Source organism: Lysinibacillus alkalisoli (assembly GCF_014643595.1).
Taxonomy (GTDB): Bacteria; Bacillota; Bacilli; order Bacillales_A; family Planococcaceae; genus Metalysinibacillus; species Metalysinibacillus alkalisoli.
The window spans coordinates 1-22396 of sequence record NZ_BMJT01000004.1; the positions used below are offsets into that span (position 1 = coordinate 1).

The 22396-nt window shown below is 36.8% G+C and carries 24 protein-coding genes and 1 other annotated feature; of the genes, 14 read left to right on the forward strand and 10 right to left on the reverse strand.

What is annotated here, in order from left to right:
- From IEW44_RS06355 to IEW44_RS06365, 3 genes are all read left to right on the forward strand, one after another.
- Positions 1–116, forward strand: a 116-nt coding sequence (locus tag IEW44_RS06355; RefSeq protein ID WP_188614216.1) for a transposase, incomplete at its 5' end; no start/stop codon positions are given.
- 16 nt (positions 117–132) lie between these two features.
- Positions 133–1275: an IS200/IS605 family element RNA-guided endonuclease TnpB gene (tnpB, locus tag IEW44_RS06360; RefSeq protein ID WP_188614217.1), complete on the forward strand. Its 1143-nt coding sequence runs from the start codon at positions 133–135 to the stop codon at positions 1273–1275.
- A gap of 141 nt (positions 1276–1416) precedes the next feature.
- Positions 1417–1650, forward strand: a complete 234-nt coding sequence (locus IEW44_RS06365; protein WP_188614218.1) for a hypothetical protein — start codon at positions 1417–1419, stop codon at positions 1648–1650.
- Between the two features lie 151 nt (positions 1651–1801).
- Here IEW44_RS06365 and IEW44_RS06370 read toward each other — a convergent pair whose 3' ends face one another.
- Positions 1802–2617 carry a Cof-type HAD-IIB family hydrolase gene (locus tag IEW44_RS06370; RefSeq protein ID WP_188614219.1) on the reverse strand — a complete coding sequence of 272 codons (816 nt, stop codon included), beginning with the start codon at positions 2615–2617 and terminating at the stop codon, positions 1802–1804.
- A 123-nt stretch (positions 2618–2740) separates the two neighbouring features.
- Here IEW44_RS06370 and IEW44_RS06375 point away from each other — a divergent pair, with 123 nt between their 5' ends.
- Positions 2741–3049: a metal-sulfur cluster assembly factor gene (locus IEW44_RS06375; RefSeq protein ID WP_188614220.1), complete on the forward strand. Its 309-nt coding sequence runs from the start codon at positions 2741–2743 to the stop codon at positions 3047–3049.
- 64 nt (positions 3050–3113) lie between these two features.
- Here the strand turns inward: IEW44_RS06375 and IEW44_RS06380 are convergent, their stop codons facing one another.
- On the reverse strand, positions 3114–3800 hold the full coding sequence (locus IEW44_RS06380; RefSeq protein ID WP_188614221.1) for a Crp/Fnr family transcriptional regulator: 687 nt from the start codon (positions 3798–3800) through the stop codon (positions 3114–3116).
- Between the two features lie 180 nt (positions 3801–3980).
- Between IEW44_RS06380 and IEW44_RS06385 the strand changes: the two genes are divergently transcribed.
- The gene (locus IEW44_RS06385) at positions 3981–6113 is read left to right on the forward strand and encodes an ATP-dependent Clp protease ATP-binding subunit (protein ID WP_188614222.1); all 2133 of its coding nucleotides are present in this window, start codon (positions 3981–3983) and stop codon (positions 6111–6113) included.
- A gap of 32 nt (positions 6114–6145) precedes the next feature.
- On the opposite strand, the gene IEW44_RS06390 is transcribed toward IEW44_RS06385, so the two are convergent.
- The gene (locus IEW44_RS06390) at positions 6146–6343 is read right to left on the reverse strand and encodes a YjzD family protein (RefSeq protein ID WP_188614223.1); all 198 of its coding nucleotides are present in this window, start codon (positions 6341–6343) and stop codon (positions 6146–6148) included.
- Positions 6344–6528: 185 nt separating this feature from the next.
- On the opposite strand from IEW44_RS06390, the gene IEW44_RS06395 reads away from it, so the two are divergent.
- The 3 genes from IEW44_RS06395 to IEW44_RS06405 all read left to right on the forward strand — a co-directional run bounded on the left by IEW44_RS06395 (position 6529) and on the right by IEW44_RS06405 (position 9612).
- Positions 6529–7467, forward strand: coding sequence for a beta-ketoacyl-ACP synthase III (locus IEW44_RS06395; RefSeq protein WP_188614224.1), 939 nt, complete (start codon positions 6529–6531; stop codon positions 7465–7467).
- Positions 7468–7477: 10 nt separating this feature from the next.
- Complete coding sequence (gene fabF / locus IEW44_RS06400) at positions 7478–8713, forward strand: beta-ketoacyl-ACP synthase II (protein ID WP_188614544.1); 1236 nt, start codon at positions 7478–7480, stop codon at positions 8711–8713.
- Between the two features lie 266 nt (positions 8714–8979).
- Positions 8980–9612, forward strand: coding sequence for a carboxymuconolactone decarboxylase family protein (locus IEW44_RS06405; protein WP_188614225.1), 633 nt, complete (start codon positions 8980–8982; stop codon positions 9610–9612).
- A gap of 66 nt (positions 9613–9678) precedes the next feature.
- Here IEW44_RS06405 and trpS read toward each other — a convergent pair whose 3' ends face one another.
- Positions 9679–10665 (reverse strand): tryptophan--tRNA ligase, encoded by a 987-nt coding sequence (gene trpS, locus IEW44_RS06410; protein WP_188614226.1) that lies wholly within the window; start codon positions 10663–10665, stop codon positions 9679–9681.
- Between the two features lie 53 nt (positions 10666–10718).
- Positions 10719–10933, reverse strand: a binding site (T-box leader).
- A 378-nt stretch (positions 10934–11311) separates the two neighbouring features.
- Here trpS and spxA point away from each other — a divergent pair.
- Both spxA and IEW44_RS06420 read left to right on the forward strand, forming a co-directional pair.
- Positions 11312–11710 (forward strand): transcriptional regulator SpxA, encoded by a 399-nt coding sequence (gene spxA, locus IEW44_RS06415; protein ID WP_188614227.1) that lies wholly within the window; start codon positions 11312–11314, stop codon positions 11708–11710.
- A gap of 128 nt (positions 11711–11838) precedes the next feature.
- A complete protein-coding gene (locus IEW44_RS06420) occupies positions 11839–12492 on the forward strand; it encodes an adaptor protein MecA (protein ID WP_188614228.1) in 654 nt (217 codons plus the stop codon).
- Positions 12493–12632: 140 nt separating this feature from the next.
- Here IEW44_RS06420 and IEW44_RS06425 read toward each other — a convergent pair whose 3' ends face one another.
- Positions 12633–13613, reverse strand: a complete 981-nt coding sequence (locus tag IEW44_RS06425; RefSeq protein WP_188614229.1) for an ornithine cyclodeaminase family protein — start codon at positions 13611–13613, stop codon at positions 12633–12635.
- Position 13614: 1 nt separating this feature from the next.
- Positions 13615–14916, reverse strand: a complete 1302-nt coding sequence (locus IEW44_RS06430) for an MFS transporter (protein WP_188614230.1) — start codon at positions 14914–14916, stop codon at positions 13615–13617.
- A gap of 122 nt (positions 14917–15038) precedes the next feature.
- Here IEW44_RS06430 and IEW44_RS06435 point away from each other — a divergent pair, with 122 nt between their 5' ends.
- From IEW44_RS06435 to pepF, 3 genes are all read left to right on the forward strand, one after another.
- Entirely contained in the window at positions 15039–15536 is a 498-nt protein-coding gene (locus IEW44_RS06435; protein WP_229704180.1) for a helix-turn-helix domain-containing protein, read from the forward strand.
- Between the two features lie 190 nt (positions 15537–15726).
- Complete coding sequence (locus IEW44_RS06440; protein ID WP_188614231.1) at positions 15727–16764, forward strand: competence protein CoiA; 1038 nt, start codon at positions 15727–15729, stop codon at positions 16762–16764.
- A 67-nt stretch (positions 16765–16831) separates the two neighbouring features.
- A complete protein-coding gene (gene pepF, locus IEW44_RS06445; RefSeq protein ID WP_188614232.1) occupies positions 16832–18634 on the forward strand; it encodes an oligoendopeptidase F in 1803 nt (600 codons plus the stop codon).
- A 410-nt stretch (positions 18635–19044) separates the two neighbouring features.
- Here the strand turns inward: pepF and IEW44_RS06450 are convergent, their stop codons facing one another.
- The 4 genes from IEW44_RS06450 to IEW44_RS06465 form a co-directional block, all read right to left on the reverse strand.
- A complete protein-coding gene (locus IEW44_RS06450; protein WP_188614233.1) occupies positions 19045–19866 on the reverse strand; it encodes a DsbA family protein in 822 nt (273 codons plus the stop codon).
- The gene (locus IEW44_RS06455) at positions 19863–20264 is read right to left on the reverse strand and encodes a globin domain-containing protein (RefSeq protein ID WP_188614234.1); all 402 of its coding nucleotides are present in this window, start codon (positions 20262–20264) and stop codon (positions 19863–19865) included. Before IEW44_RS06455 ends, IEW44_RS06450 begins: the two co-directional genes overlap by 4 nt.
- A 284-nt stretch (positions 20265–20548) precedes the next feature.
- Positions 20549–21313, reverse strand: a complete 765-nt coding sequence (locus IEW44_RS06460) for a lytic transglycosylase domain-containing protein (RefSeq protein ID WP_229704181.1) — start codon at positions 21311–21313, stop codon at positions 20549–20551.
- Between the two features lie 6 nt (positions 21314–21319).
- Positions 21320–21901, reverse strand: coding sequence for a CYTH domain-containing protein (locus tag IEW44_RS06465; protein WP_188614235.1), 582 nt, complete (start codon positions 21899–21901; stop codon positions 21320–21322).
- 81 nt (positions 21902–21982) lie between these two features.
- Here IEW44_RS06465 and IEW44_RS06470 point away from each other — a divergent pair, with 81 nt between their 5' ends.
- Positions 21983–22378: a UPF0738 family protein gene (locus tag IEW44_RS06470; RefSeq protein WP_229704182.1), complete on the forward strand. Its 396-nt coding sequence runs from the start codon at positions 21983–21985 to the stop codon at positions 22376–22378.
- Positions 22379–22396: the final 18 nt, after the last annotated feature.

A 22396-nucleotide genomic window follows, 5' to 3' on the forward strand; every position in this document is an offset into this window, starting at 1 on the left:
AATTGCTTTGGAAAGAAATGTTCTGGTCTAAAAGTTTTTGCCTGTTGACGACTGGTGGTGCGCCAATTGATGTGATTAAGCAATATATTCAAAATCAAGGAAACAATCATAAATAGAAAGTAGGTGCGCCTTATGGAACGACTAAAAGCCTATAAATTCAGATTATATCCAACAGAGGAACAAGAGCTCTTCTTTGCCAAATCTTTTGGTTGTGTCCGTAAGGTCTACAATCTAATGCTTGATGATCGAATAAAAGCTTACGAAGAAACTAAAAAAGATGCATCTAAAAAAATGCGTTTTCCAACACCCGCAAAATACAAGAAAGAATTTCCGTTCTTGAAAGAAGTGGATAGCCTCGCACTAGCCAATGCCCAACTCAATTTAGACAAAGCTTACAAGCATTTCTTTCGTGATAAATCTGTTGGATTTCCTCGTTTCAAGAGTAAGAAAAATCCTGTCCAAAGTTATACAACGAATAATCAAAATGGCACAGTATCTTTGATTGATAATAAATTTATCAAAGTGCCTAAATTGAAATCCTTAATCAGAATGACACTTCATAGACAACCAAAAGGGCTTATCAAGTCTGCTACAATATCACGTCACTCAAGTGGCAAATACTATGTTTCTTTGTTATGCAAAGAGGAAGTTAGCGAACTACCTAAATCTAATTCTGCAATAGGCATTGACTTAGGGATTACGGACTTTGCGATTCTTTCTGACGGTCAAAAAATTGATAATAATACATTCACGTCCAAAATGGAAAAGCAACTCAAACGTGAACAACGTAAGTTGTCAAGACGTGCCTTATTAGCTAAACAGAAAGGTATCAATCTGTTTGAAGCTAAAAATTATCAAAAACAAAAATGTAAAGTGGCTCGTTTGCACGAGAAAGTAGTGAACCAACGTACTGATTTTCTGAATAAGTTGAGTACAGAAATTATCAAAAATCACGATGTTATCTGTATGGAAGACTTAAACACAAAAGGTATGTTGCGTAATCATAAACTAGCCAAAAGTATAGCTGATGTATCTTGGTCAAGCTTTGTGACTAAGTTACAATACAAAGCTGACTGGTACGGACGGAAAATCGTGAAAGTAGGTAAATGGTTTCCGTCTAGCCAAATTTGTTCAGCATGCGGACATCAAGATGGCAAGAAATCACTCGATATTCGGGAATGGACTTGTCCTATTTGCCATACTTATCATGACCGAGATATCAACGCGAGTATTAATATTCTGATCGAAGGTCTGAGAATACAATCACTAACTTAGATACAATCAAGAACCGTAGGAACTACGGGGATAGCTTGGTAAATAAGAGACACCGCTGTGAGTAAAGAAATACGCTATCAAGTATGCTCTATTCCCAAGAAGCTCCCACTTCAAGTGTTAAGAACCATTAGGTTTAGCTAAGTGGCGAGTAGTTCACAAGAGAGTGGTCTAAACGATAACACATATTATATTACAAACGGGAATAATGGGAAGTTTTCTTTACAAAATCCAAATGAACTAAAAAATGTACTAAATACAAGTAGAGCGATTGATACGGTTACCACATCTGATTTAGTGGAGAGTAACAATCTTTTACGAGAAGAAGTGTTAAATCAATATAAAGAAAACATTGAATCTGTTCTCAAGAGTAGATAAAAGTCTCTTTAAGTAAGTGCTTAAGCTGACGATTGTGAACTTATGAAAACATAATGAATCAGCGACAATCTATAAAAAATAAAAAGAGAAGTGGCGTGCGCCCAACTTCTCTTTTTTTGCTGAAAACGCTGAAATCATAGGCCTCATTTTTTTATTTCAAACGTAAGCGGTCTTGTAAAATGAGAGCGATCCCGTCTTCATTATTTGTTTTTGTAATTTCATTAGCAATATTTTTTAATTCACTAATCCCGTTGCCCATTGCCACACCAACACCAGCATACTCAATCATCTCTAAGTCATTATCTTCATCTCCAAAAGCGATAATACGGTCGCGTGGTACGCCGAATTCTTGCGCAATGCGGGACAGTCCTACAGCTTTATTCAGTCCTTGTTTAACAACTTCAATAATATGGAACGGAGCACCCCAACGTCTATGATCAATTAATTCCGCATGTACTTCTTCTAAATGATCGCGGATGGAAGCAACGCGTGCCTCATGTGCTTGAATAAGCATTGTTGTAGGGTTGGCAGGTAGTGTTTGTGCTAAATCTCCCTTAATGACTTTCGGGTTACCCATGTTAATAATTTGCGTGAAGCGCTCATCATCTCTATGGATATAAACATCATCTTTAATCTCAGCAATGATGTTTTCAACTTCAAAGTGATTAACAGAAGACACAACATCATGCACCACACCTAAATCAATAGGTGTATGGTCTACACGGTAGTTACGATCACTTGGATTATGCACATAAGCCCCGTTAAAATTGACAATTGGTGTGTTTAACCCAAGCTCATGGTAATAAACATCACTTGCTCGGTAAGGGCGGCCTGTAGCAATCATTACAAGGTGGCCTTGTTGTTGTGCTTTTTGAATCATTTCTTTTGTGCGTGGTGAGATGATTTGTGCATCTGTAAGTAGTGTGCCGTCTAAATCTAAAACGATTAAATGTTGTTTCGTAGTCATGACGAAATCCCTCTCTTTCTATACAGAATCGTACCTTTTCTCAACAAGCGCGTCAAAGACAAAGTTTTGGCAACGCTGTAACAGTTCTGTTATGATTATGTTATAAGGATTGGAGTGAGTGCAATGGATGCAGATATGAAAGAAAGTATGTTAGGCGCATTAGAAAATGTCATTGACCCTGAGTTAGGAATTGATATTGTCAATTTAGGCTTAGTGTACGATGTTGACTTAGATGAAGAAGGTACTGCTACAGTAAAAATGACGCTTACATCAATGGGTTGCCCTATGGCTCCTGTTATTGTAGATCAAGTGCAAACCGCATTAGGTGAATTGCCAGAAATAAAGAACACAGAAGTAAATATTGTATGGAATCCACCATGGTCAAAAGATATGATGTCTCGTTATGCTAAAATTGCACTTGGTGTACGTTAATACAAAGTGCAAACTAGAGAAAGAACGACGGAATGAATTTTCCGTCGTTCTTTCTTTTTATCTCTTAATCAATGCGACAAATAGCTAAAGGACAATTTTCACAATCTACAGCTTTTTTTAAAGCCTCTAATTCATAAATAATAATTTGTCCCTTAGTAAAAGTTAAAATATGATATTTTTTGAGTTCATTTAGCATGCGGTTAACCATTTCACGACTTGTTCCACATAAGTTGGCTAAATCTGTATTCGTTAAAGCTAGATCAATCATAATGGCATCGTGTTGTTTTATGCCATAGGTGTTAGCTAAGCGGATAAGGGTAGAGTATAGTGCCCCTTTTTTTCCATGCAGTACTAGGTCTCGCAACATGCTTTGATGTTTCACATTTTCGAGTTGTAGCCATTGCATGTATTCCATCATAATTGCAGGATCTAGCGTTAGCCGTTCCTCTAAACTTGTTTTAGTAAGCACAAAGGCAGTGCTATTTTGCAGGGCAGTAGCACAGGATGAGGGGAATTGTATTTCAGCAAATAATGCTGTATTCCCAATAATGCTGTTAGCGCCACAAATGCGTGTTGTTAACTCTTTACCCCCCATTGTTTCTTGTGTTAGTTGGATGGCACCTTGTTGTATGTATAAGATAGAGGCAAGATATGTGGTATCTAAGGGGAGTCTTTGCCCTTTATGAAGTGTTATACGTGAACCTTCTGTCTCAAAAATATCTTTTACATATTGTAAAGTAGTCGCTGTCATATGCTTCAGCTCACTTTCATTTCTAAGCTAGTGTCTCCCCCAATAGTAGCATATAAAGGAGCGAAAAAGCGATGAGCATTTAGAGGCGATTCCTTTGCAAAATACAAGGAGGCATTGTAAAATATTATTAGTCAAAGATAGTCAAACTTTAAAAATAACGGTGTAAAAGGAGAGAATGTTATGCAATTTCAACAAACAGATGATAAAAAACCATTAGAGCAATTTGGACGTAATCTTGTTGAGTCCGTTAAAACGGGTAAGATGGACCCTGTTATTGGGCGTGATGAAGAAATTCGCAATGTCATTCGTATCTTAACAAGAAAAACAAAAAACAACCCTGTTTTAATCGGCGAACCAGGTGTAGGTAAAACGGCTATTGTCGAAGGCTTAGCGCAGCGTATTGTAAAGGGCGATGTACCTGAGGGATTAAAGGATTGTTTACTATATGAGTTAGATATGAGTGCATTGATTGCAGGTGCAAGTTACCGTGGGCAATTTGAGGAACGTTTAAAAGGTGTATTAAAAGAAGTAAAAGAGGCAGAGGGACGTATTATTTTATTTATTGATGAGATCCATACTATTGTTGGGGCAGGTAAAACAGATGGCGCAATGGATGCAGGCAATATGTTAAAGCCTATGTTAGCTCGTGGTGAACTACATTGCATTGGTGCGACAACTTTAGATGAGTACCGCATGTATATTGAAAAAGACCCTGCATTAGAGCGACGTTTTCAACAAGTGTTAGTGCGTGAGCCATCAGTTGAAGATACTGTATCTATTTTACGTGGCTTAAAAGAACGATTTGAATTACATCATGGTGTACGCATTCATGACCGTGCGATTGTTGCAGCGTCAGAGCTATCTAATCGTTATATTACAGATCGTTTTTTACCAGACAAAGCAATTGATTTAATTGACGAAGCTTGTGCAATGATACGTACAGAGATTGACTCCATGCCACAAGAACTTGATGCAGTAACGCGCCGTATTATGCAACTAGAAATTGAGGAACAAGCATTAACAAAAGAAAAAGATGCTGCCAGTCAAAAGCGCTTAGCACAATTGCGAGAGGAGTTACAAGCGTTAAAAGACTCATCAAGCGGTCTGCGTAAACAATGGGAGCAAGAGAAGTCAGCTTTACAAGACATTCAAAGTAAGCGTGAGACGTTAGATGAGTATCGCCGTCAATTAGAGGACGCGGAGGCTAAATATGATTTAAATAAAGCAGCCGAATTACGCCATGGTAAAATTCCTACATTAGAAAAAGAAATTAAAACATTAGAAGACGCCTTAGAGCAAGATACAGAAGGGACACGCATTTTACGTGAGGAAGTAACATCCGAAGAGATTGCGGCAATTGTCTCTCGCTGGACGGGTATTCCTGTAACGAAATTAGTTGAAGGTGAAAGAGAAAAGTTATTGCGCTTAAAAGAAACGTTAGAGGAGCGTGTTGTGGGGCAAGATGATGCTGTTCAACTCGTTACAGAAGCGGTATGGCGTGCAAGAGCAGGTATTAAAGACCCGAATAAACCAATCGGCTCCTTCTTATTTTTAGGGCCAACAGGTGTAGGTAAGACGGAATTAGCTAAAGCGTTGGCTGCACAATTATTTGACTCAGAAGAACATTTTATTCGCATTGATATGAGTGAGTATATGGAAAAACATAGTGTATCTCGTTTAGTGGGTGCGCCTCCAGGCTATATCGGTTACGAAGAAGGTGGGCAATTAACAGAAGCTGTCCGACGAAACCCGTACGCTGTTGTTTTATTAGATGAGATTGAGAAAGCCCATCCGGATGTGGCTAATATTTTATTGCAAATTTTAGATGATGGTCGTATTACGGATAGCCAAGGCCGCCTCGTAAACTTTACAAATACAGTCATTATTATGACATCGAATATCGGCTCACAATATTTATTAGATGTACAAGAAAAACCTAACGATGATTTAGAGCAAGTCATTATGGGGGCTTTACGTCAACATTTTAAACCAGAATTATTAAACCGTGTGGATGATATTATTTTATTCCATGCATTATCAAATGAACATTTCCATGCAATTGCTTGGAAGTATATGAAGGCATTACAATGGCGTGTAGCTGAGCAAGAAATTACATTACAAGTGGATGATGAGGTCATTGATTGGGTAGTAGCAGAAGGTGTTGATGCACAATTTGGAGCACGCCCACTCAAACGATTCGTCCAACGCCATATTGAAACCGCTGTAGCAAAGGCATTGTTACAAGGAGATGTATTGCCTGGTGATACATTATATGTCCGTATGCAAGATGATGCATGTATCGTAACAAAATAAAAAAGAATCGAGCATTGTGCTCGATTCTTTTTTTATGCTTCGCTACCGCCTGTTTCAGGTGTAGATTCACTTGGAATAACTGCTGCAACGATAAATACTAAAATTGCGAAGACAACAGATACAATAGCACCTAACTGAAAGTCAAAAGGTACATTTAATACAGAACTAACAACATAATTTAACATTGATACTAATAAAAACGACCAGAAAAATGTAACGATGTATTGCATGTTTATTTCACCTCATACTAAACGATTTTAATCGTACAATTTGTACATATAAGCTTATAATAGCATACTATAAAGATAAAAAAAATGAATACTTTGCGTCAAAAACAATTATTGAGTTTAAAAAAAATGTAGTTTATAATTAGTACTAGGTACTAACAATTGATATTAGGAAGAGGGATTACCTTATGGGTGTAGGTATTATTGGGTTAGGAAAATACGTTCCAAAAAAGGTTGTTACAAACTTTGATTTAGAAAAAATAATGGATACTAATGATGAATGGATTCGTACACGAACAGGGATCGAAGCACGCCACTTTGCTGCAGATGATGAAGAAACATCTGATTTAGCTATTGCAGCTGCAAAGGATGCTATTAAAGAGGCAAATATTACACCAGAGCAAATTGGTTTGATTTTAGTAGCAACGGTTACAGGAGATCAACCATTCCCGAGTGTAGCGAATATGGTACAAGATGCTATAGGTGCTAAAAATGCAGCGTCTATGGATATTGGGGCAGCATGTGCAGGCTTTATGTATGGCATTATTACAGCACAACAGTTTGTTCAAAATGGTGCTTACGATTATGTATTAATTGTGGGCGTTGAAAAATTATCAAAAGTGATTGATTTTACAGATCGCAACACAGCCGTCTTGTTTGGCGATGGTGCAAGTGCTGCTGTAATTGGTAATGTGAGTGAGGGACGCGGTGTATTATCGTTTGAACTAGGCTCAGATGGTAGTGGTGGTAAGCATTTATATTTAACGCCACAACGCACAATTGCAATGAATGGCCGAGAAGTATTTAAGTTTGCGGTGCGCACAATGGGTGATGCAGCAATGCGTGTGATTGAAAAAGCAGGGTTAACGAAAGAAGATGTGGATTTTTTAGTGCCACATCAAGCAAATATACGCATTATTGAATCGGCTCAAGAGCGTCTAGGTTTACCAGCAGATAAAGTGTCAAAAACGATTCATTTATACGGAAATACATCGGCTGCTTCTATTGGCATCTCCTTGTATGATGAAATTCAAGCAGGTAAAATTAACGATGGAGATACACTTGTCTTTGTAGGTTTTGGTGGCGGTCTAACATGGGGCGCTATGGTTATTAAATGGGGGAAATAAAGGAGAGAGTATAATGAAACGACGAGTAGTAGTGACAGGCGTAGGTGCAGTAACACCTTTAGGAAATGATTTAGCAACAACTTGGGAAAATATTAAAGCAGGTAAATCTGGTGTAGGGCCTTTAACGCGTTTAAATCCAGATGACTTCCCTGCTAAAATTGCCGCAGAGGTAAAAGATTTTGTTATTGAAGATTTTATTGAGAAAAAAGATGCGCGTCGTATGGACCGTTTTACACATTACGCATTAGCAGCTTCTATTATGGCAATGAAAGATGCTGATTTAGAGATCTCTGAAGAACTAGCACCAAGAGCAGGCGTCTGGATTGGCTCAGGTATTGGCGGTATGGAAACATATGAACAAGAGTATTTAAAATTTCAACAGCGTGGCGCTCGTCGTGTGAGCCCATTCTTTGTACCGATGATGATTCCTGATATGGCTTCTGGTCAAGTATCTATTCACTTTGGCGCAAAAGGTATTAACTCGTGCTCAGTAACAGCTTGTGCATCAGGCACAAACTCTATTGGTGATGCTTTTAAAGTAATTCAACGTGGTGATGCAGATGTGATGATTACAGGTGGTGCAGAGTCACCAATTGTTAACATGGCAGTAGCAGGCTTCTGCTCAAGTACCGCATTGTCGTTAAACACAGACGCAAAAACGGCTTCTCGTCCATTTGATAAAGAGCGTGATGGCTTTGTTATTGGCGAAGGAGCAGGTATTGTGATTTTAGAAGAGTACGAACATGCAGTAGCTCGTGGTGCAAAAATTTATGCAGAGCTCGTCGGTTATGGTGCTACGGGAGATGCTTATCATATTACAGCACCCGCTCCAGAAGGTGAAGGCGCAGCACGCGCTATGAAACAAGCATTAGCAGATGGCGATGTGGATGTGACACAAGTAGGTTATATTAATGCTCATGGTACAAGTACACCGTACAATGATTTATACGAAACATTAGCGGTTAAATCTGTATTTGGTGACCATGCTTATGCGTTAGCTATGAGCTCAACAAAATCGATGACAGGTCATTTACTTGGTGCAGCGGGCGGTGTAGAAGCTATCTTTACGGCGTTGGCGTTAAAAGAAGGCGTTCTACCACCAACAATCAATTTACACAATAGAGACCCAGAGTGTGATTTAGATTATGTGGCAAACGAAGCGCGCGAACAGCAAGTAGAGTATGCAATGAGCAATTCTTTAGGCTTTGGTGGGCATAATGCAAGTTTAGTGTTTAAACGTATATAAATAAAGCGTAAAAAAGTGGTAAAGGGAAGAGAGCATTTCCCTTTACCACTTTTATGTTTTATGGAGGCTTGAGGACTTGGTGTGACTCCTTAGAGAGTTTGTGCTTACTTTTACGTAGATCTAGTATGACTTGTGTTGTTGCGCCTTATGACAACTTCATATGACGGCGATGGGCTTATAATTGTTGTTTTAAGATAAAAGGGTAGCTTTTATATACCTTGTAGGGTATATTATTAGTAATACATGAGTAAAGGGGTAGAAAATTAATGCTAGAGACGATGCAACAATTAGGTAAATTTAAAACATTAACACCAAAACAAAGTGAAACATTCCAACAGTGGAATGAAGTGGCTTTTCAAGAAGGTGCGCTTTCTCATAAATTAAAAGAAGTGATGGCTATTGCTTGTGCATCTGCTACAGGTTGTGAATTTTGTTTAGAGTTACATGCTAAAGGAGCACAAAAAGCGGGTGCAACACAAGAAGAAGTTGGAGAGGCATTAATGATTGCTACAGCAGCGATGGCTGGTGCTGGTTTTGCTCATGGTGCATTAGCGTATCAAGCTTATGATGAAAGTACAGATGATGAGCTATTTAAAAAATCGTATTTAATGAACACGATGGCAATGAAAGAAGCAGCGCCAAAAGATTTTCAAGCCTTCTTTGGCTTCACAAATAGCGTGATGGTAGAAGGTGCGCTATCTAAAAAAGATAAAGAGTTAATTGCTGTTGCTGTGACACATGTTACGGCATGCCCATATTGCATTGATACACATGTTAAACAAGCGAAGAAATTAGGGGCAACGAAGGAAGAAATTACAGAGGCAATTTTTGTAGCAAGTGCAATGAATGCAGGTAGTGCTTATACAAAGAGCGGTAAAGTGTTAAAGTATTTTAAATAAACAGAGTAAAACCTACGGAAAATATTTTCCGTAGGTTTTATTTAATAATATAGGGTTGTGGGTATATTAACGTTTGCGGCCTAATCCCATCGCAGCTTCCATACGTTGTACAGTTTTAGAAGCAATGGCATTAGCTTTTGCAGCGCCCTCATCTAAAATGTGGTCAAGTTCAGCAGAATGGATTAATGCATTGAAACGTTCTTGAACAGGGGATAAATCTGCAATAACAGCTTCAGCAACTCCCGCTTTGAAAGCACCATAACCAAGCCCTTCATATTTTGCTACTACATCTTGAATAGCAACACCTGAAATAGCAGACTCAATCGTTAAGAGGTTAGAAACGCCTGGTTTATTATCAACATCAAATGCGACAATACCTTCTGAATCAGTGACTGCGCTTTTAATTTTCTTTTCAATTTGTTTAGGTGTATCAAGTAATTTAATCGTTGCTTTTGCATTAGGGTCAGATTTACTCATCTTTTTTAATGGGTCTTGTAAGGATTTTATACGTGCACCTGCTTTTGGTAATTGAATATCAGGAATGACGAAAGTCTCGCCGTAACGTTTATTAAAGCGCTCTGCTAGGTCACGAGTTAACTCTAAATGCTGTTTTTGGTCTTCGCCTACAGGTACAATATTTGTGTTATACAGTAAAATGTCTGCTGCCATTAAAGGTGGGTAAGTTAATAATGCCGCTGAGACCATGTCTTTACCGTCAGACTTGTCTTTAAATTGAGTCATGCGCTCCAACTCACCAATAGAAGCCACACATTGCATCATCCATGCAGCCTGTGCGTGTGCAGGTACCTCCGATTGAATAAATAAAGTAGATTTATTAGGGTCGATACCTGTGGCTAAATAAGTTGCTGCTAATTTACGAATATTTTCGCGTAATTCTTTCGGGTCCTGCTGAACAGTAATGGCATGTTGATCAACAATACAATACACGGTATTACCTTGTTCTTGAAATGTTGGGAACTGTTTAAAAGCGCCCAAATAGTTACCAAGCGTGATCACACCTGTTGGTTGTACACCTGAGAAAATATTTTTCATGAAAAATCCCTCCGTTAATAAAATAAAACATCATGCATCACCTCTATAAATATAGAAGGGACGAATGATGTTTTACAATCCGCGGTACCACCCAGCTTGCTAGAAATTAGCCACTTGAGCCTCTTAACGCGAGGAAACGAATAAAGTTACTAGATGTTCACCTTATTAACTCCGAAGTCCATTCCATTATAGTAGATATGTATTTACACCAACCATACACTCTCTGCCATCACAACTATAATGTACTACTCTTCATCACCGTTTTCATTATGTAAAGTAAATTATAAGTGACCTACGAAATAAAAAGCAAGTGAAACTTTCTATAAAGTAGAACGTAATAAGTAGTAGTAGTCATTTTTTCTTCTCGATTAACAAATTTCAATTGAGAATGAATATTTTATTTTTTTTACAGGTTTAGAAGATATATAAAAGGGAAAATAAGGGATGAGCCTTTGTAAATGATAAAAAATATAAGTAAAAGAGAATTGAAACTTATAAAAAATTGAATAAGTCGCAAAAAATTCACATAGAACTATATTCAAATGACGTTTTGTATATTATAATAAAGCTAGCGAGTAAATTATAGTAATTATAAATAAAATGATTCATGATGCATAAATAAAATGAATGAGAGGATGTGTCAAACATGTTAGTTACATTATTCACTTCTCCAAGTTGTACTTCATGTCGTAAAGCAAAAGCATGGTTAGAGGAACACGAAATTCCGTATAAAGAGCGTAATATTTTTGCTGAGCCTTTAAGCATCAGCGAAATCAAAGAAATTTTAAGCATGACTGAAGATGGAACAGATGAGATTATCTCAACTCGTTCTAAAATATTCCAAAAATTAAATGTAGATGTCGAAAGTTTGCCACTACAACATTTATATGAATTAATTCAAGAGCATCCTGGTTTATTACGTCGTCCGATCATTTTAGATGAGAAGCGCCTACAGGTAGGCTATAATGAAGACGAGATCCGTCGTTTCTTACCACGTAAGGTTCGTGCTTATCAGTTGCAAGAAGCACAAAAGATGGTAAACTAAATAAAATAGATAAGATGTTATGCTATGCATAGCGTCTTTTTTTATATAGCAAATCTTTTTCTTTTTGGTCAAAAAGCATTACAATGGAGATAGCATATCCTACTTACATGTGAAGGGAGTTGGCGTATATGAATATCGAACGCATAAACGATAATACAATTAAGTTATATTTAACAAATCATGACATTGAAGAAAGAGGCTACGATAGCAATACCGTATGGCTGAATCCTGCAAAAAGTGATGAGTTATTTATGGAAGTATTACAAGAAGCAGATGAGCAAGAATATCTAGAAGCGGAAGGGCTAATGTGGGCATATGTGCGTGGCATGGACGCAGGGGTTGAGATTGTTGTAACACGCTCAAATGCTATGAAAGAAATTGAAAAAATGTTTACCTCTATTTTCGAACAAGATGAGGAAGAACTACTAATTGAAGATATGCTTTTCAGTGAAGAGCATTATGGTTATAAATCGGATGCGGCAGAAGATGCAGAATTACAGCAAGATGCCATCGTTTATGTCTTTGATGATATTGATGAACTTGTACCATTAGCACATCGCTTAATGAAAGATGAGTTAACGACGTCACTCTACACATTCGAAAATAAATTTTATCTCGTATTAGCAACAGAAACGTTATCTGCAAATGATTTAGCGAAGTATGATGCGATTATTAGTGAATATATTGTAGCAAGTGAAATGACGACGTATTATTTAAAAGAGTATGGTGTAGCGGTTATGTTAGACCATTGTTTTGAAACTGTAACAACACACTTTGTATAGCATGTAACATGAAATATAAGCTGTTTAAAAGACAAGTTTAAGTCGCTCATCGATAGCGGTCTTAAACTTGTCTATTTTTATGAGCATCGTCTATAAAAAACAGACATTAACGAAATATCGTCAATGCCTGCTTCATGTTACTATTCGACTGTAATTGTTTCCCCGTAAGGTTTAACGACACGATAAGTGCCTTCAGCGACAGCAAGGTCATAGTAAGATGCACCTACCGACTTAAAGATGGTAATGACATTGTCATCGCGGCGTGTGAGTGACTCATCTGTTACAACATCTTCTAAAGAGGCAAAGATGTTATCAAATGACCATGTACCTTGTTTAACGGCAGCGATAAATTCACCTGCTTCATGTTTAAAGCCTTCCACATCATCTACAATAATTTGCTGCTCATTTGTAATTAAAGCAGTATCAATTTCGCGCATCTCTGGTAAATAAGAACCTACACCATTAATATGTGTACCAGCTTGTACGTCACTTTTTAAGATAACGCTCTCTGTTGAGCGTGTAGCACAATTAATAATTTGAGCTTGTGTAGTTGCTTCAGCGGCGCTATCAACAACAATAATTGTAGCTTTCACACCAAAATGTTCTAATCGCTCTTTAAAAGTAAACGCTTTCTCTTTTGTGCGGTTGTATAAATAAATCGTCGTTAAATCGCGCACTTCATTAATGCCTAGTACTTGTTCAAAGGCCATACCACCTGTGCCGATAACAGCTAATGTATCTGCATCTTTTTTAGCAAAACGATCTGTAGCAATGGCAGATTGAGCACCTGTGCGTAAACGAGTTAAGTAAGAGGCATTCATTAAAGCAATATGTTGCCCACTTTCCATCTCTGTCAATAACATAGCACCTTGTGTTGTTGGTAAGTTTTTTGTTGCATTAGTTGGGAAAATAGATACAACTTTCATTGCAGCCATTTTGCTATCTAAATTTAAACATGGCATGTAAAGAGCGGAAGCATCGTACTCCTCTACGTTAACAACTGTACGTTCTGGCGCATCAATTAAACCATTCTTTTTTGCGCGCAATGTTTTTTTTACATCATCAATAGCATCAGCCATGCCGTAATGTTTTTGAATTATACTTTGATTAAAAACTAACAAATTACCACTCCTTAGCGATTTCTACTTCTTGTTTTGCTTCTTTCTTTAAACTTCTAATAGCAGCTACTGAAATAAGTGAAATGACAGCAGTTAACATGATGTAAATAGCAATAGGTGTCCATGAATCATTGAATCTTACCAGTAAAGCTGTAGCTACTAATGGTGCTGTACCACCAGCGATTGCTGCGCCAAATTGATAACCTAGTGTAATGCCTGTATAACGAATTTTAGCGTCAAAAATCTCTGAGAACATAGTGCCAAGCACAGCTGTAATGGGTGCCCAAATCACACCTAAACCAATGATAGTTGAGATAAGTAAAGCTAAAAATGTACCTTGATGTAAAATCCAAAAGTATGGGAATGCATATAAGAACATAGCAAGCGTACCATACACATACATTTTTTTGCGGCCAATTTTATCTGATAAACTACCCATAATTGGAATTAAGATGGTTGTGATTACAGTAGCAATCATAACAGCAATTAACGTTTCTGCATAAGTAAAGCCTAAATACTTTGGTGCATAAGAAATAACAAATGTACCGAAAATGTAAAATGGTGCTGTTTCAACAAATTTAGCGCCAATGGAAATTAATACTTCACGCCAATGTGTTTTTAATGTTTCGATAAGTGGCACTTTTACAACATCACCAGAAGCTTGCATTTCTTTAAAGTCAGGTGTTTCATCAATACCTTTACGGATCCAAAAGCCAAATAATACGAGTAAAGCACTTAAAATAAATGGTACACGCCATCCCCATGAAATAAATGCCTCTTGAGATACTGAAGATGTAATGAAGGTTAATGCTCCTGTACCTAAGAACATACCAATAGTTACGCCCATTTGTGGAATTGAACCGTATAACCCACGTTTTTCAGGTGGCGCATACTCATAAGCAAGTAATAACGCACCGCCCCATTCGCCTCCAATGCCTAACCCTTGAACTAAGCGTAATGTAACTAATAAGATAGGCGCAGCGACACCAATGGCTTGATAGGTTGGCAATAAGCCCATTAAAAATGTAGCGCCACCCATTAATGTTAATGTAATAATTAATGTTTTTTTACGTCCAATCTTATCCCCAATATGACTAAAAATAATACCACCAAACGGACGGATAAAGAATGCTAATGCTAGTGAAGCATATGATAATAAAAGACCTACTGTTGGATCATCAGCTACAAAGAATACTTGATTAAATACTAATCCCGCAACAGTTGCATATAGGAAATAATCAAACCATTCAATGGAACTCCCCACTAAGCTAGCAATCCATATTTTACGTTCTTGTTTTTTGTCCATACATTCACCCCTAAGTTGAAAATTGAAGTAATACTTTAATTCACTGTATAATAGTATTAAATAATCTGTCAATTATTTTTTAGATAATATTTTGTATAATAAATATAAATGAGGTGAAGAATTTGGGAGAATCATTAGGACAAAAAGTACGAAATATACGTAAAAGAGAGAAAATGACGCTGAAAGAATTATCTGAAAAAACAGGCGTATCCATCAGTTTTTTATCACAAGTAGAACTGAATAAAAGTAGCGCCACACTTGAAACTTTGCGTAAAATTGCGGATGCATTGCATATTCATCCAAGCGCCTTTTTTAATGGTGAAGAAGAGCAAGAAGAGATGTTACCGTTTACATATGAAGATTTATCCAAAAATGTAAAAGATGCAAGTTTTAAACCATTAAAAATAATGTTAAAACCTTTTGAAAATCGAGGTGAAAATATTCAACATGCTGGTCATGAATTTATTTATGTATTAAAAGGGGAGGTATGCATTACATTAGAAAATGAAAAATTTATTTTGCAAGAAGGGCAATCTACCTTCTATAATTCAATGCGTCCCCATTATTGGCGTAATGATACAGCAGAGCCCTGTGTGTTTTTAGTTGTAACGAATGGCTAATAAAGCAGCTATTACATAACGGTTTGTGTATAAGTGGTTAAAAAACGCAATACAACACATCTGAAAGGAATGAGTGGTGAAGGGATTATTCCCTTACCACTTGTTGTATTTAGCGGAAAATAGAATTTTGCCTACTTATATTGGTTAATGGTTAGTATTATGGTATCCTCCGTGTAAGGAGGTTGAGAGGGTGTTAATCGCAAAGTATCATCAAGGTTTACTTAATACAGTAGAACAAACGACTCAGCAATTATTAGCACTTCAAAACAATACTTTTTTCTGTCCACAATGTGGGAAGCGGGTTATTTTAAAAATAGGTACAAAAATTACGCCTCATTTTGCCCATCAAAGCAAAAGATGCACAGGGTTTACAGAAGGAGAAAGTGCCATACATCTCCTTGGTAAACAGCAATTATACAAATGGTTGCAATCTTTTGGCTATGTGGAATTAGAGCCTTTGTTGCCAGCACTTATGCAAAGGCCAGACATTCTAGTTACAATCAAAGACCAGCAATATGCTATTGAGTTTCAATGTAGTCCAATTAGTGTGGAGCAACTTACACGACGTACAGAAGGTTATCAACAACAAAACATTATTCCTATCTGGCTATTCCTTACACCACCTTTACCACAACGCATGACAAAATATCCCCTTAAAAAAATGTATAAGGCTGGCATGCAATTCACTACTCAACATATTCCTTTTCTCATGTTTTACCATCCACATACGCAAAAATTCACCTATTTAACGAATATTTTAGCCTTATATGGTAAACAACATATTGTTAAGCCACAATACATCACACTTAATCGTCAACAATTTCCCTTTTTTATACCATCACCTTTAAGTACGCTTGATGAACAAACGTATACCACCATTTTTATGAAAGCAAAGCAACAATACCTTCAAAATGAGTGGCGTTTTGGCAAACGTCATAATAATATACTCTTTCTCAGCTGTTATACTTTGCGTATCAGTTTATTTGAGTTACCCGAATACATAGGAGTCCCTACGGCCTGGCAGAGTGTTTTACCATTTCCCGTAGTATGGCAAAGTGCCTTACATGCCACAGCAAAATTAAATGACCAAACCATTTATGATGTGGAATTAGAGCCTTTTCTTCAGCATTTTACAAATCATATTCCTATAGCTATGCAAGAGATGACACGCTATTTATCAAGGTTAAACACTGAACATAATAAAAAATTAACAGATTATTTGCAATAACGGTTATATTTTGGGAAAATACGTATAGATGAATGCAAATTCACCTTAGATGAAGGAGGCAATAATAATGTCAGAATTATTAACACGTAATGAAGTACCAAAAGAGTTTACATGGAACCTAGAAGCTATTTTTGCTACAGATGATAAATGGGAGGAAGAGTATCAAGCTGTTAATACGTTACTTGAAGATGCTACCAATTACTCAGGCACATTACAAGATGGCGCACAAGCTTTGTTAAGTGCTTTACAATATCATGACGAGGTATATCGCCGTACAATGGTATTATACAATTACGCACATATGCGTTATGACCAAGATACAACGAATAGTACATATCAAGGTATGAATAGTCGTATGAATGCATTAGCAGCTAAAGTATCTTCAGCATTAGCTTTTTTAACGCCAGAGATTTTAGCTTTAACGGAAGAGCAATTAACCGCTTATTTAAATGAAAGTGAAGCATTACATCTTTATAAACAATATTTAGATGAGTTAGCTTTACAACGCCCTCATGTACTACCAGCAGAGCAAGAAGCCTTGTTAGCACAATTAGCAGAAGTCACAGATGCATCATCTAACACATTTGGTATGTTAAACAATGCTGATTTAGTATTCCCTAAAGTAAAAGATGATGAAGGCAAGGAAGTGCGACTTACACATGGTAACTACATTACTATGTTAGAGAGCAAAAATCGTGATGTGCGTGCTGGTGCATTCACTACTTTATATGCCACATATGAAAAATTTCAAAATACATTTGCTTCAACATTAGCAGGGCAAGTTAAGCGCGATAATGTGAATGCACGTATTCGTAAATATTCATCGGCACGCCATGCTGCAATGTCCAATAACTTTATTCCAGAAAAGGTATATGACCAATTAGTAGACACAATTCATAAAAACTTGCCATTATTACATCGCTACGTAGCATTGCGTAAAAAAGTACTTGGTTTAGATGAGCTTCATATGTATGACTTATTTACACCACTAGTGCCAGAAGTAGATATGCCAATGCCTTATGAAGAAGCAAAAGAGATCATGTTAAAAAGCTTTGCACCATTAGGTGAAGAGTACCAATCCATCGTTGAAGAAGGTTTAAATAATCGCTGGGTAGATGTTTTAGAAAACAAAGGGAAAAGAAGCGGTGCTTACTCGTCAGGAACATACGGAACATATCCATATGTGTTGATGAATTGGCAAGACAATGTCAATAACTTATTCACATTAGCACATGAATTTGGTCATAGTATGCATAGTTATTATTCACGTCAAAATCAACCATTTATTTATAGTGACTACTCTATTTTTGTTGCTGAAGTAGCTTCAACATGTAATGAAGAATTATTAAATGATTATTTATTAAAGACAGTTGAAGACCCTAAGCAAAAGATTTACTTATTAAATTTATGGTTAGACGGTTTCCGCAGCACAGTGTTCCGACAAACAATGTTTGCAGAATTTGAACATATTATTCATCAAATGGATCAAAATGGTGAGGCTTTAACAGCAGAAGGTTTAACAAAAATCTATTATGATTTAAATAAACAGTACTTTGGTGACGATATTGTGATTGATGAGCAAATTGGTTTAGAGTGGTCACGTATCCCTCACTTCTATTACAATTATTATGTGTACCAATATGCGACGGGACAATCAGCTGCAACTGCTTTAAGCAAGCAGATTCTTGAAGAAGGAGAGCCAGCTGTTGAGCGTTACATTAATAATTTCTTAAAAGCAGGCTGCTCAGATTATCCAATTGAAGTATTAAAATCAGCAGGTGTTGATATGAATGAAGCAACACCAATTGAAGAAGCATGTGCTGTATTTGAAGAGCGATTAAATGAATTAGAACAACTATTATTACAATAATGATTTACATGTCTGACAACCATTACAATATACGGTTGTCAGACATTTTTTGGGTTTTTTAGGTCTATTAGTTATGAAAACGTTTTATCTATGGCGAATTTGTGAAACCATATACAAATGGTTGCATATTGGCTATATGCATGATAAAGTAATGAATGTGAAATAAATCACAAAACAAACATACACCCCTTTGTTTGAACGTGAACATTTCTCCCATCCCCTTTGTGAAAAAGAGACGTCTCTAGCGGTCGAGGTTAGAGGCGTCTCTTTTATTATGCAAAAATATTATATATTAAAAATGATTAGACAGAATACGGTCTAAAATTATAAAAAAGCAGCGTAACGATTCCCGTTACGCTGCTTGTTATTTTATACAAATAATATAGTAAGTTTTTGAGTTAATAGTTATATTATATAATGGCTTTACGAGGGCGCCATAATGTATGCTGTTCGGTTTGGAGACGCTCAATTTTTTGCTGTAACATACGTTTTTTCAATTCACGTTCAACATGCTCAATAGGTAATGAATAAATAAATGCGATTTCTTGAGTTGTTAATGTTGAATAACGTATAAATAAATCTTCCATAGAAGGCAGTGGTCTAGGTATCAGTTGTTCTTCTAGCATCTCTGCCAAAATATGCTCGTAAATATTATAATCATAATTCCCACTTACTTTCAAACCTTCATCTTCCACACATTCATTGAAGAAGACAATACTTGGTACTTCATCCACTTCCATTTCACGTCGAATATATAAATCACATTGTAATGCTTTTGCTGATTCTTTAGAGCCAAAGTCAGACGAAAATTCAGTCATATCTAATTTAATATCACGTGCGATTTGCAATAGTGTTTGATAGGATGTGATGCTGACTTCATTTGTGAGGATATATTCTTGTAGTTTTGCTAAAAAGCGCAAACCAGCACGCTTACCTTGTAATTCCGCTGCTTTAATAGCAAGCGATGGTAAAACAGGATGATTAATATCAATGGTTTCATCTGATAATCCATTTTTTCGTTTATTACTTAAGCAATTCAAGGATGATAAATCACTGCTCAGCACTAAACGCCATGTGAAGTAATGATCATACTCTAATTGGAATTTGCGAATCGTTGTGAGCATTTCAAACATACTAGCATGTAATGGGTCCAAAAATACATAAAGCTCAATGGGCTTATTGAGCGACACAGGCGAAGTAACAGGTTCTGAAAGCATAGGGCTATTATTCACTCATTCTCCCCCTCATCTATATTCTGTGTGTTAATCATATGATGAGCAGTTAATACTAAACGTTTATAATATATCTCTCTAAATTTTGGTTCTAGTTCAACCTCATCCATTGCTTCCGCCATACACTCAAGCCAAGCTTGTGCTGCATCAGGTGTAATCGGAAAGTTCATGTGGCGTGCACGCATCATCGGATGTCCGTGTTCTTCAGTAAAAAGATTGGGGCCACCTAAGTATTGTGTCTGAAATTGAATTTGTTTACGTATCGTTTCTGTTAAATCCTCTGGAAAAATAGGGATCAAAACAGGATGTACTGCAACGCGTTTATAAAACGCATGCATCAGTTCAGATAATTTTTCAGCCCCTATTTCATCATAAGGCACAGTGTAATTTCGACTCATAGGTGTGATACTCCTTTAATCTCATTTTATTCAATATTGCTCGGCACCGATCAGTACGATGTTGCATACTTTCAATAACACGTAACGATTATGTTTTATGTCGTTATTATTATTTTAGCAATGCCCTTTGTTTAAAACAAATAAATCGCTCATTCACTCTAGTTTGCTAAATCAATAGTCACTATTTTAGCACAAAATCTTATAATAAAAAATATAAGCTGTCCCCAATAGCATGGACAGCCTATAACTAGAGATTAAAAATGGCGCATTTTTCACTTTATACGTTAAGCATGATAATAACCAAGGACTTTTCTAACATAGTTTTGAGTTTCTTTAAATGGTGGGACACCACCATATTTTGCAACATTACCTGGTCCTGCATTATAAGCAGCTAATGTGAGGGTTAAATCTTTACCATGTTTGTTATACATCTCACTAATATACTTTGTCGCACCCATGATATTTTGTTCATTGTCAAATGGGTTTGTAACACCAATATAACGCGCCGTACCAGGCATTAATTGCATCAGCCCTTGTGCCCCTGCATGACTTACGACGCTAGGGTTGAAGTTAGACTCTTGTTTAATAATTGCTGCGATTAATTTTTCTGGAATACCATATGTAGCGGAAGCTTTTTTTATAATATTGCTATATTGATTGGCGCCAGCTAAAGCACCTGTAAATGTGGTGGAACCTGCAATGTTTTCAAAGTTTGTCTTACTAGTTGTAGGCATTAGTGGATTTGTTTTCATGCCAAAGCCATATTGTAAGGGCTTTAAAGCACTTGCTTCAATAGTACCTAACATAGAAGAGGATAAGTTAGCATCACCTGTGTAGCGTAATAAATCAAAATAAGAGCCTTCTGTACCAGAAGTTGCTCCCATGTTAAAAACATCGCCAAACTGTTGCGGTTTGCTATACTGCCCTAACATATCTTGAATCATACTTTGAAAAGAATCATTGCTTTGTTGTGTTGGGTTAGACGATGTGTTACCTAGTGTTTGTAACGCTTGAATTTGCATCATAGTCGTCATCGCTTTAATATCCAATAGAAATCACCCTTTCTGCGCATGTAATGCATAATTAAAACGCGCAATTTTTTTATCTGTAGCACGCTTAGGAATCTGTTGTTTATGTAAAAATTCTGAGAAAATAGTTGCGCCAATTTTTTCATCTGCTGCTTCGTATTCTACCTCAAAATCTTCCTTCTGCAAATAGAACGTGTGGTCTAGCACAAGTGTACCTCCATGGTAAGGGAGCTCTACACGCTCAGTCGTTAATGAGCCAAAACATGCGATCGTAGTGGGGTCTACCCCTTTTGATTGCAAATGTTTTTTAATAGGTAAGGGAGGTATACCTGTGTTGCGCATTTGCTGTGCTTCCACAGCTGACAAAGGGATTGTCGTTTCGATGCTGCGATTTGCAGTGTCTGCTTCTTTTAGTGTGCATTCGATATACTGTGAGGTTTCACGAATTCGCAGTGCGCTTTGTAATTTTTTAATAGAAAAATCGGCTGTATCAAAATAGTCATTGCGCAAAGTGATGATTTGCTCAGGCTGTACAGCAAAGAAGTGAAGTAATCTTTCGTATTCCGTTTGAGTAAGCATATTTTTAAATTCAATTTCTACTTGCTTCATGTCGTAACACCTCAATTCATAGTTTATAATGAAATTTTCGCCAACCCTTTAAGGGCTTGTGATAAAATATGAGAAGAAATCATGAAAGGAAGTAAGCCATTGCGTAAACAGCTAAATGTTCAAGCTATTGAACTACAACCTTATACGTTTATTTTAAACGAAAATGAACTGAATGAACAAGTAACAGCAAGTAAACAAGTTATTGTAGACTCAGATGATTTTGCCTTTATCTACTTACTCGATTCTGGAGAGGGCTATTATTATCTACGGATACAACCTGAGCTTTGGGGTATGTTAGCACAAGGTATTATACAACAAAAAGACCCTGTTGCCATCAGTGGTGAAAATACATTGACATTAACGCAATTTAATGAAGAGTTAGAGGCGTTATTATTTAATATTGAAGGTAATGGAAATTATGGTGAAGCATTTGTAGAAGAAGTGGAACGTGTTTTTGCTGCTATTTTACAAGCTTAGTGAAAGGCATGTGTAATG

What these genes read in the sequence shown, in the direction of transcription:
- trpS (WP_188614226.1), bottom strand. Translation starts at nt 10,665, where the DNA reads ATGAAAAATATTTTCTCAGGTGTACAACCAACAGGTGTGATCACGCTT.
- IEW44_RS06385 (WP_188614222.1), top strand. Translation starts at nt 3,981, where the DNA reads ATGCAATTTCAACAAACAGATGATAAAAAACCATTAGAGCAATTTGGA.
- IEW44_RS06405 (WP_188614225.1), top strand. Translation starts at nt 8,980, where the DNA reads ATGCTAGAGACGATGCAACAATTAGGTAAATTTAAAACATTAACACCA.
- IEW44_RS06470 (WP_229704182.1), top strand. Translation starts at nt 21,983, where the DNA reads ATGAAAGGAAGTAAGCCATTGCGTAAACAGCTAAATGTTCAAGCTATT.
- IEW44_RS06390 (WP_188614223.1), bottom strand. Translation starts at nt 6,343, where the DNA reads ATGCAATACATCGTTACATTTTTCTGGTCGTTTTTATTAGTATCAATG.
- pepF (WP_188614232.1), top strand. Translation starts at nt 16,832, where the DNA reads ATGTCAGAATTATTAACACGTAATGAAGTACCAAAAGAGTTTACATGG.
- IEW44_RS06395 (WP_188614224.1), top strand. Translation starts at nt 6,529, where the DNA reads ATGGGTGTAGGTATTATTGGGTTAGGAAAATACGTTCCAAAAAAGGTT.
- IEW44_RS06430 (WP_188614230.1), bottom strand. Translation starts at nt 14,916, where the DNA reads ATGGACAAAAAACAAGAACGTAAAATATGGATTGCTAGCTTAGTGGGG.
- spxA (WP_188614227.1), top strand. Translation starts at nt 11,312, where the DNA reads ATGTTAGTTACATTATTCACTTCTCCAAGTTGTACTTCATGTCGTAAA.
- IEW44_RS06375 (WP_188614220.1), top strand. Translation starts at nt 2,741, where the DNA reads ATGGATGCAGATATGAAAGAAAGTATGTTAGGCGCATTAGAAAATGTC.
- tnpB (WP_188614217.1), top strand. Translation starts at nt 133, where the DNA reads ATGGAACGACTAAAAGCCTATAAATTCAGATTATATCCAACAGAGGAA.
- IEW44_RS06465 (WP_188614235.1), bottom strand. Translation starts at nt 21,901, where the DNA reads ATGAAGCAAGTAGAAATTGAATTTAAAAATATGCTTACTCAAACGGAA.
- IEW44_RS06380 (WP_188614221.1), bottom strand. Translation starts at nt 3,800, where the DNA reads ATGACAGCGACTACTTTACAATATGTAAAAGATATTTTTGAGACAGAA.
- IEW44_RS06370 (WP_188614219.1), bottom strand. Translation starts at nt 2,617, where the DNA reads ATGACTACGAAACAACATTTAATCGTTTTAGATTTAGACGGCACACTA.
- IEW44_RS06455 (WP_188614234.1), bottom strand. Translation starts at nt 20,264, where the DNA reads ATGAGTCGAAATTACACTGTGCCTTATGATGAAATAGGGGCTGAAAAA.
- IEW44_RS06420 (WP_188614228.1), top strand. Translation starts at nt 11,839, where the DNA reads ATGAATATCGAACGCATAAACGATAATACAATTAAGTTATATTTAACA.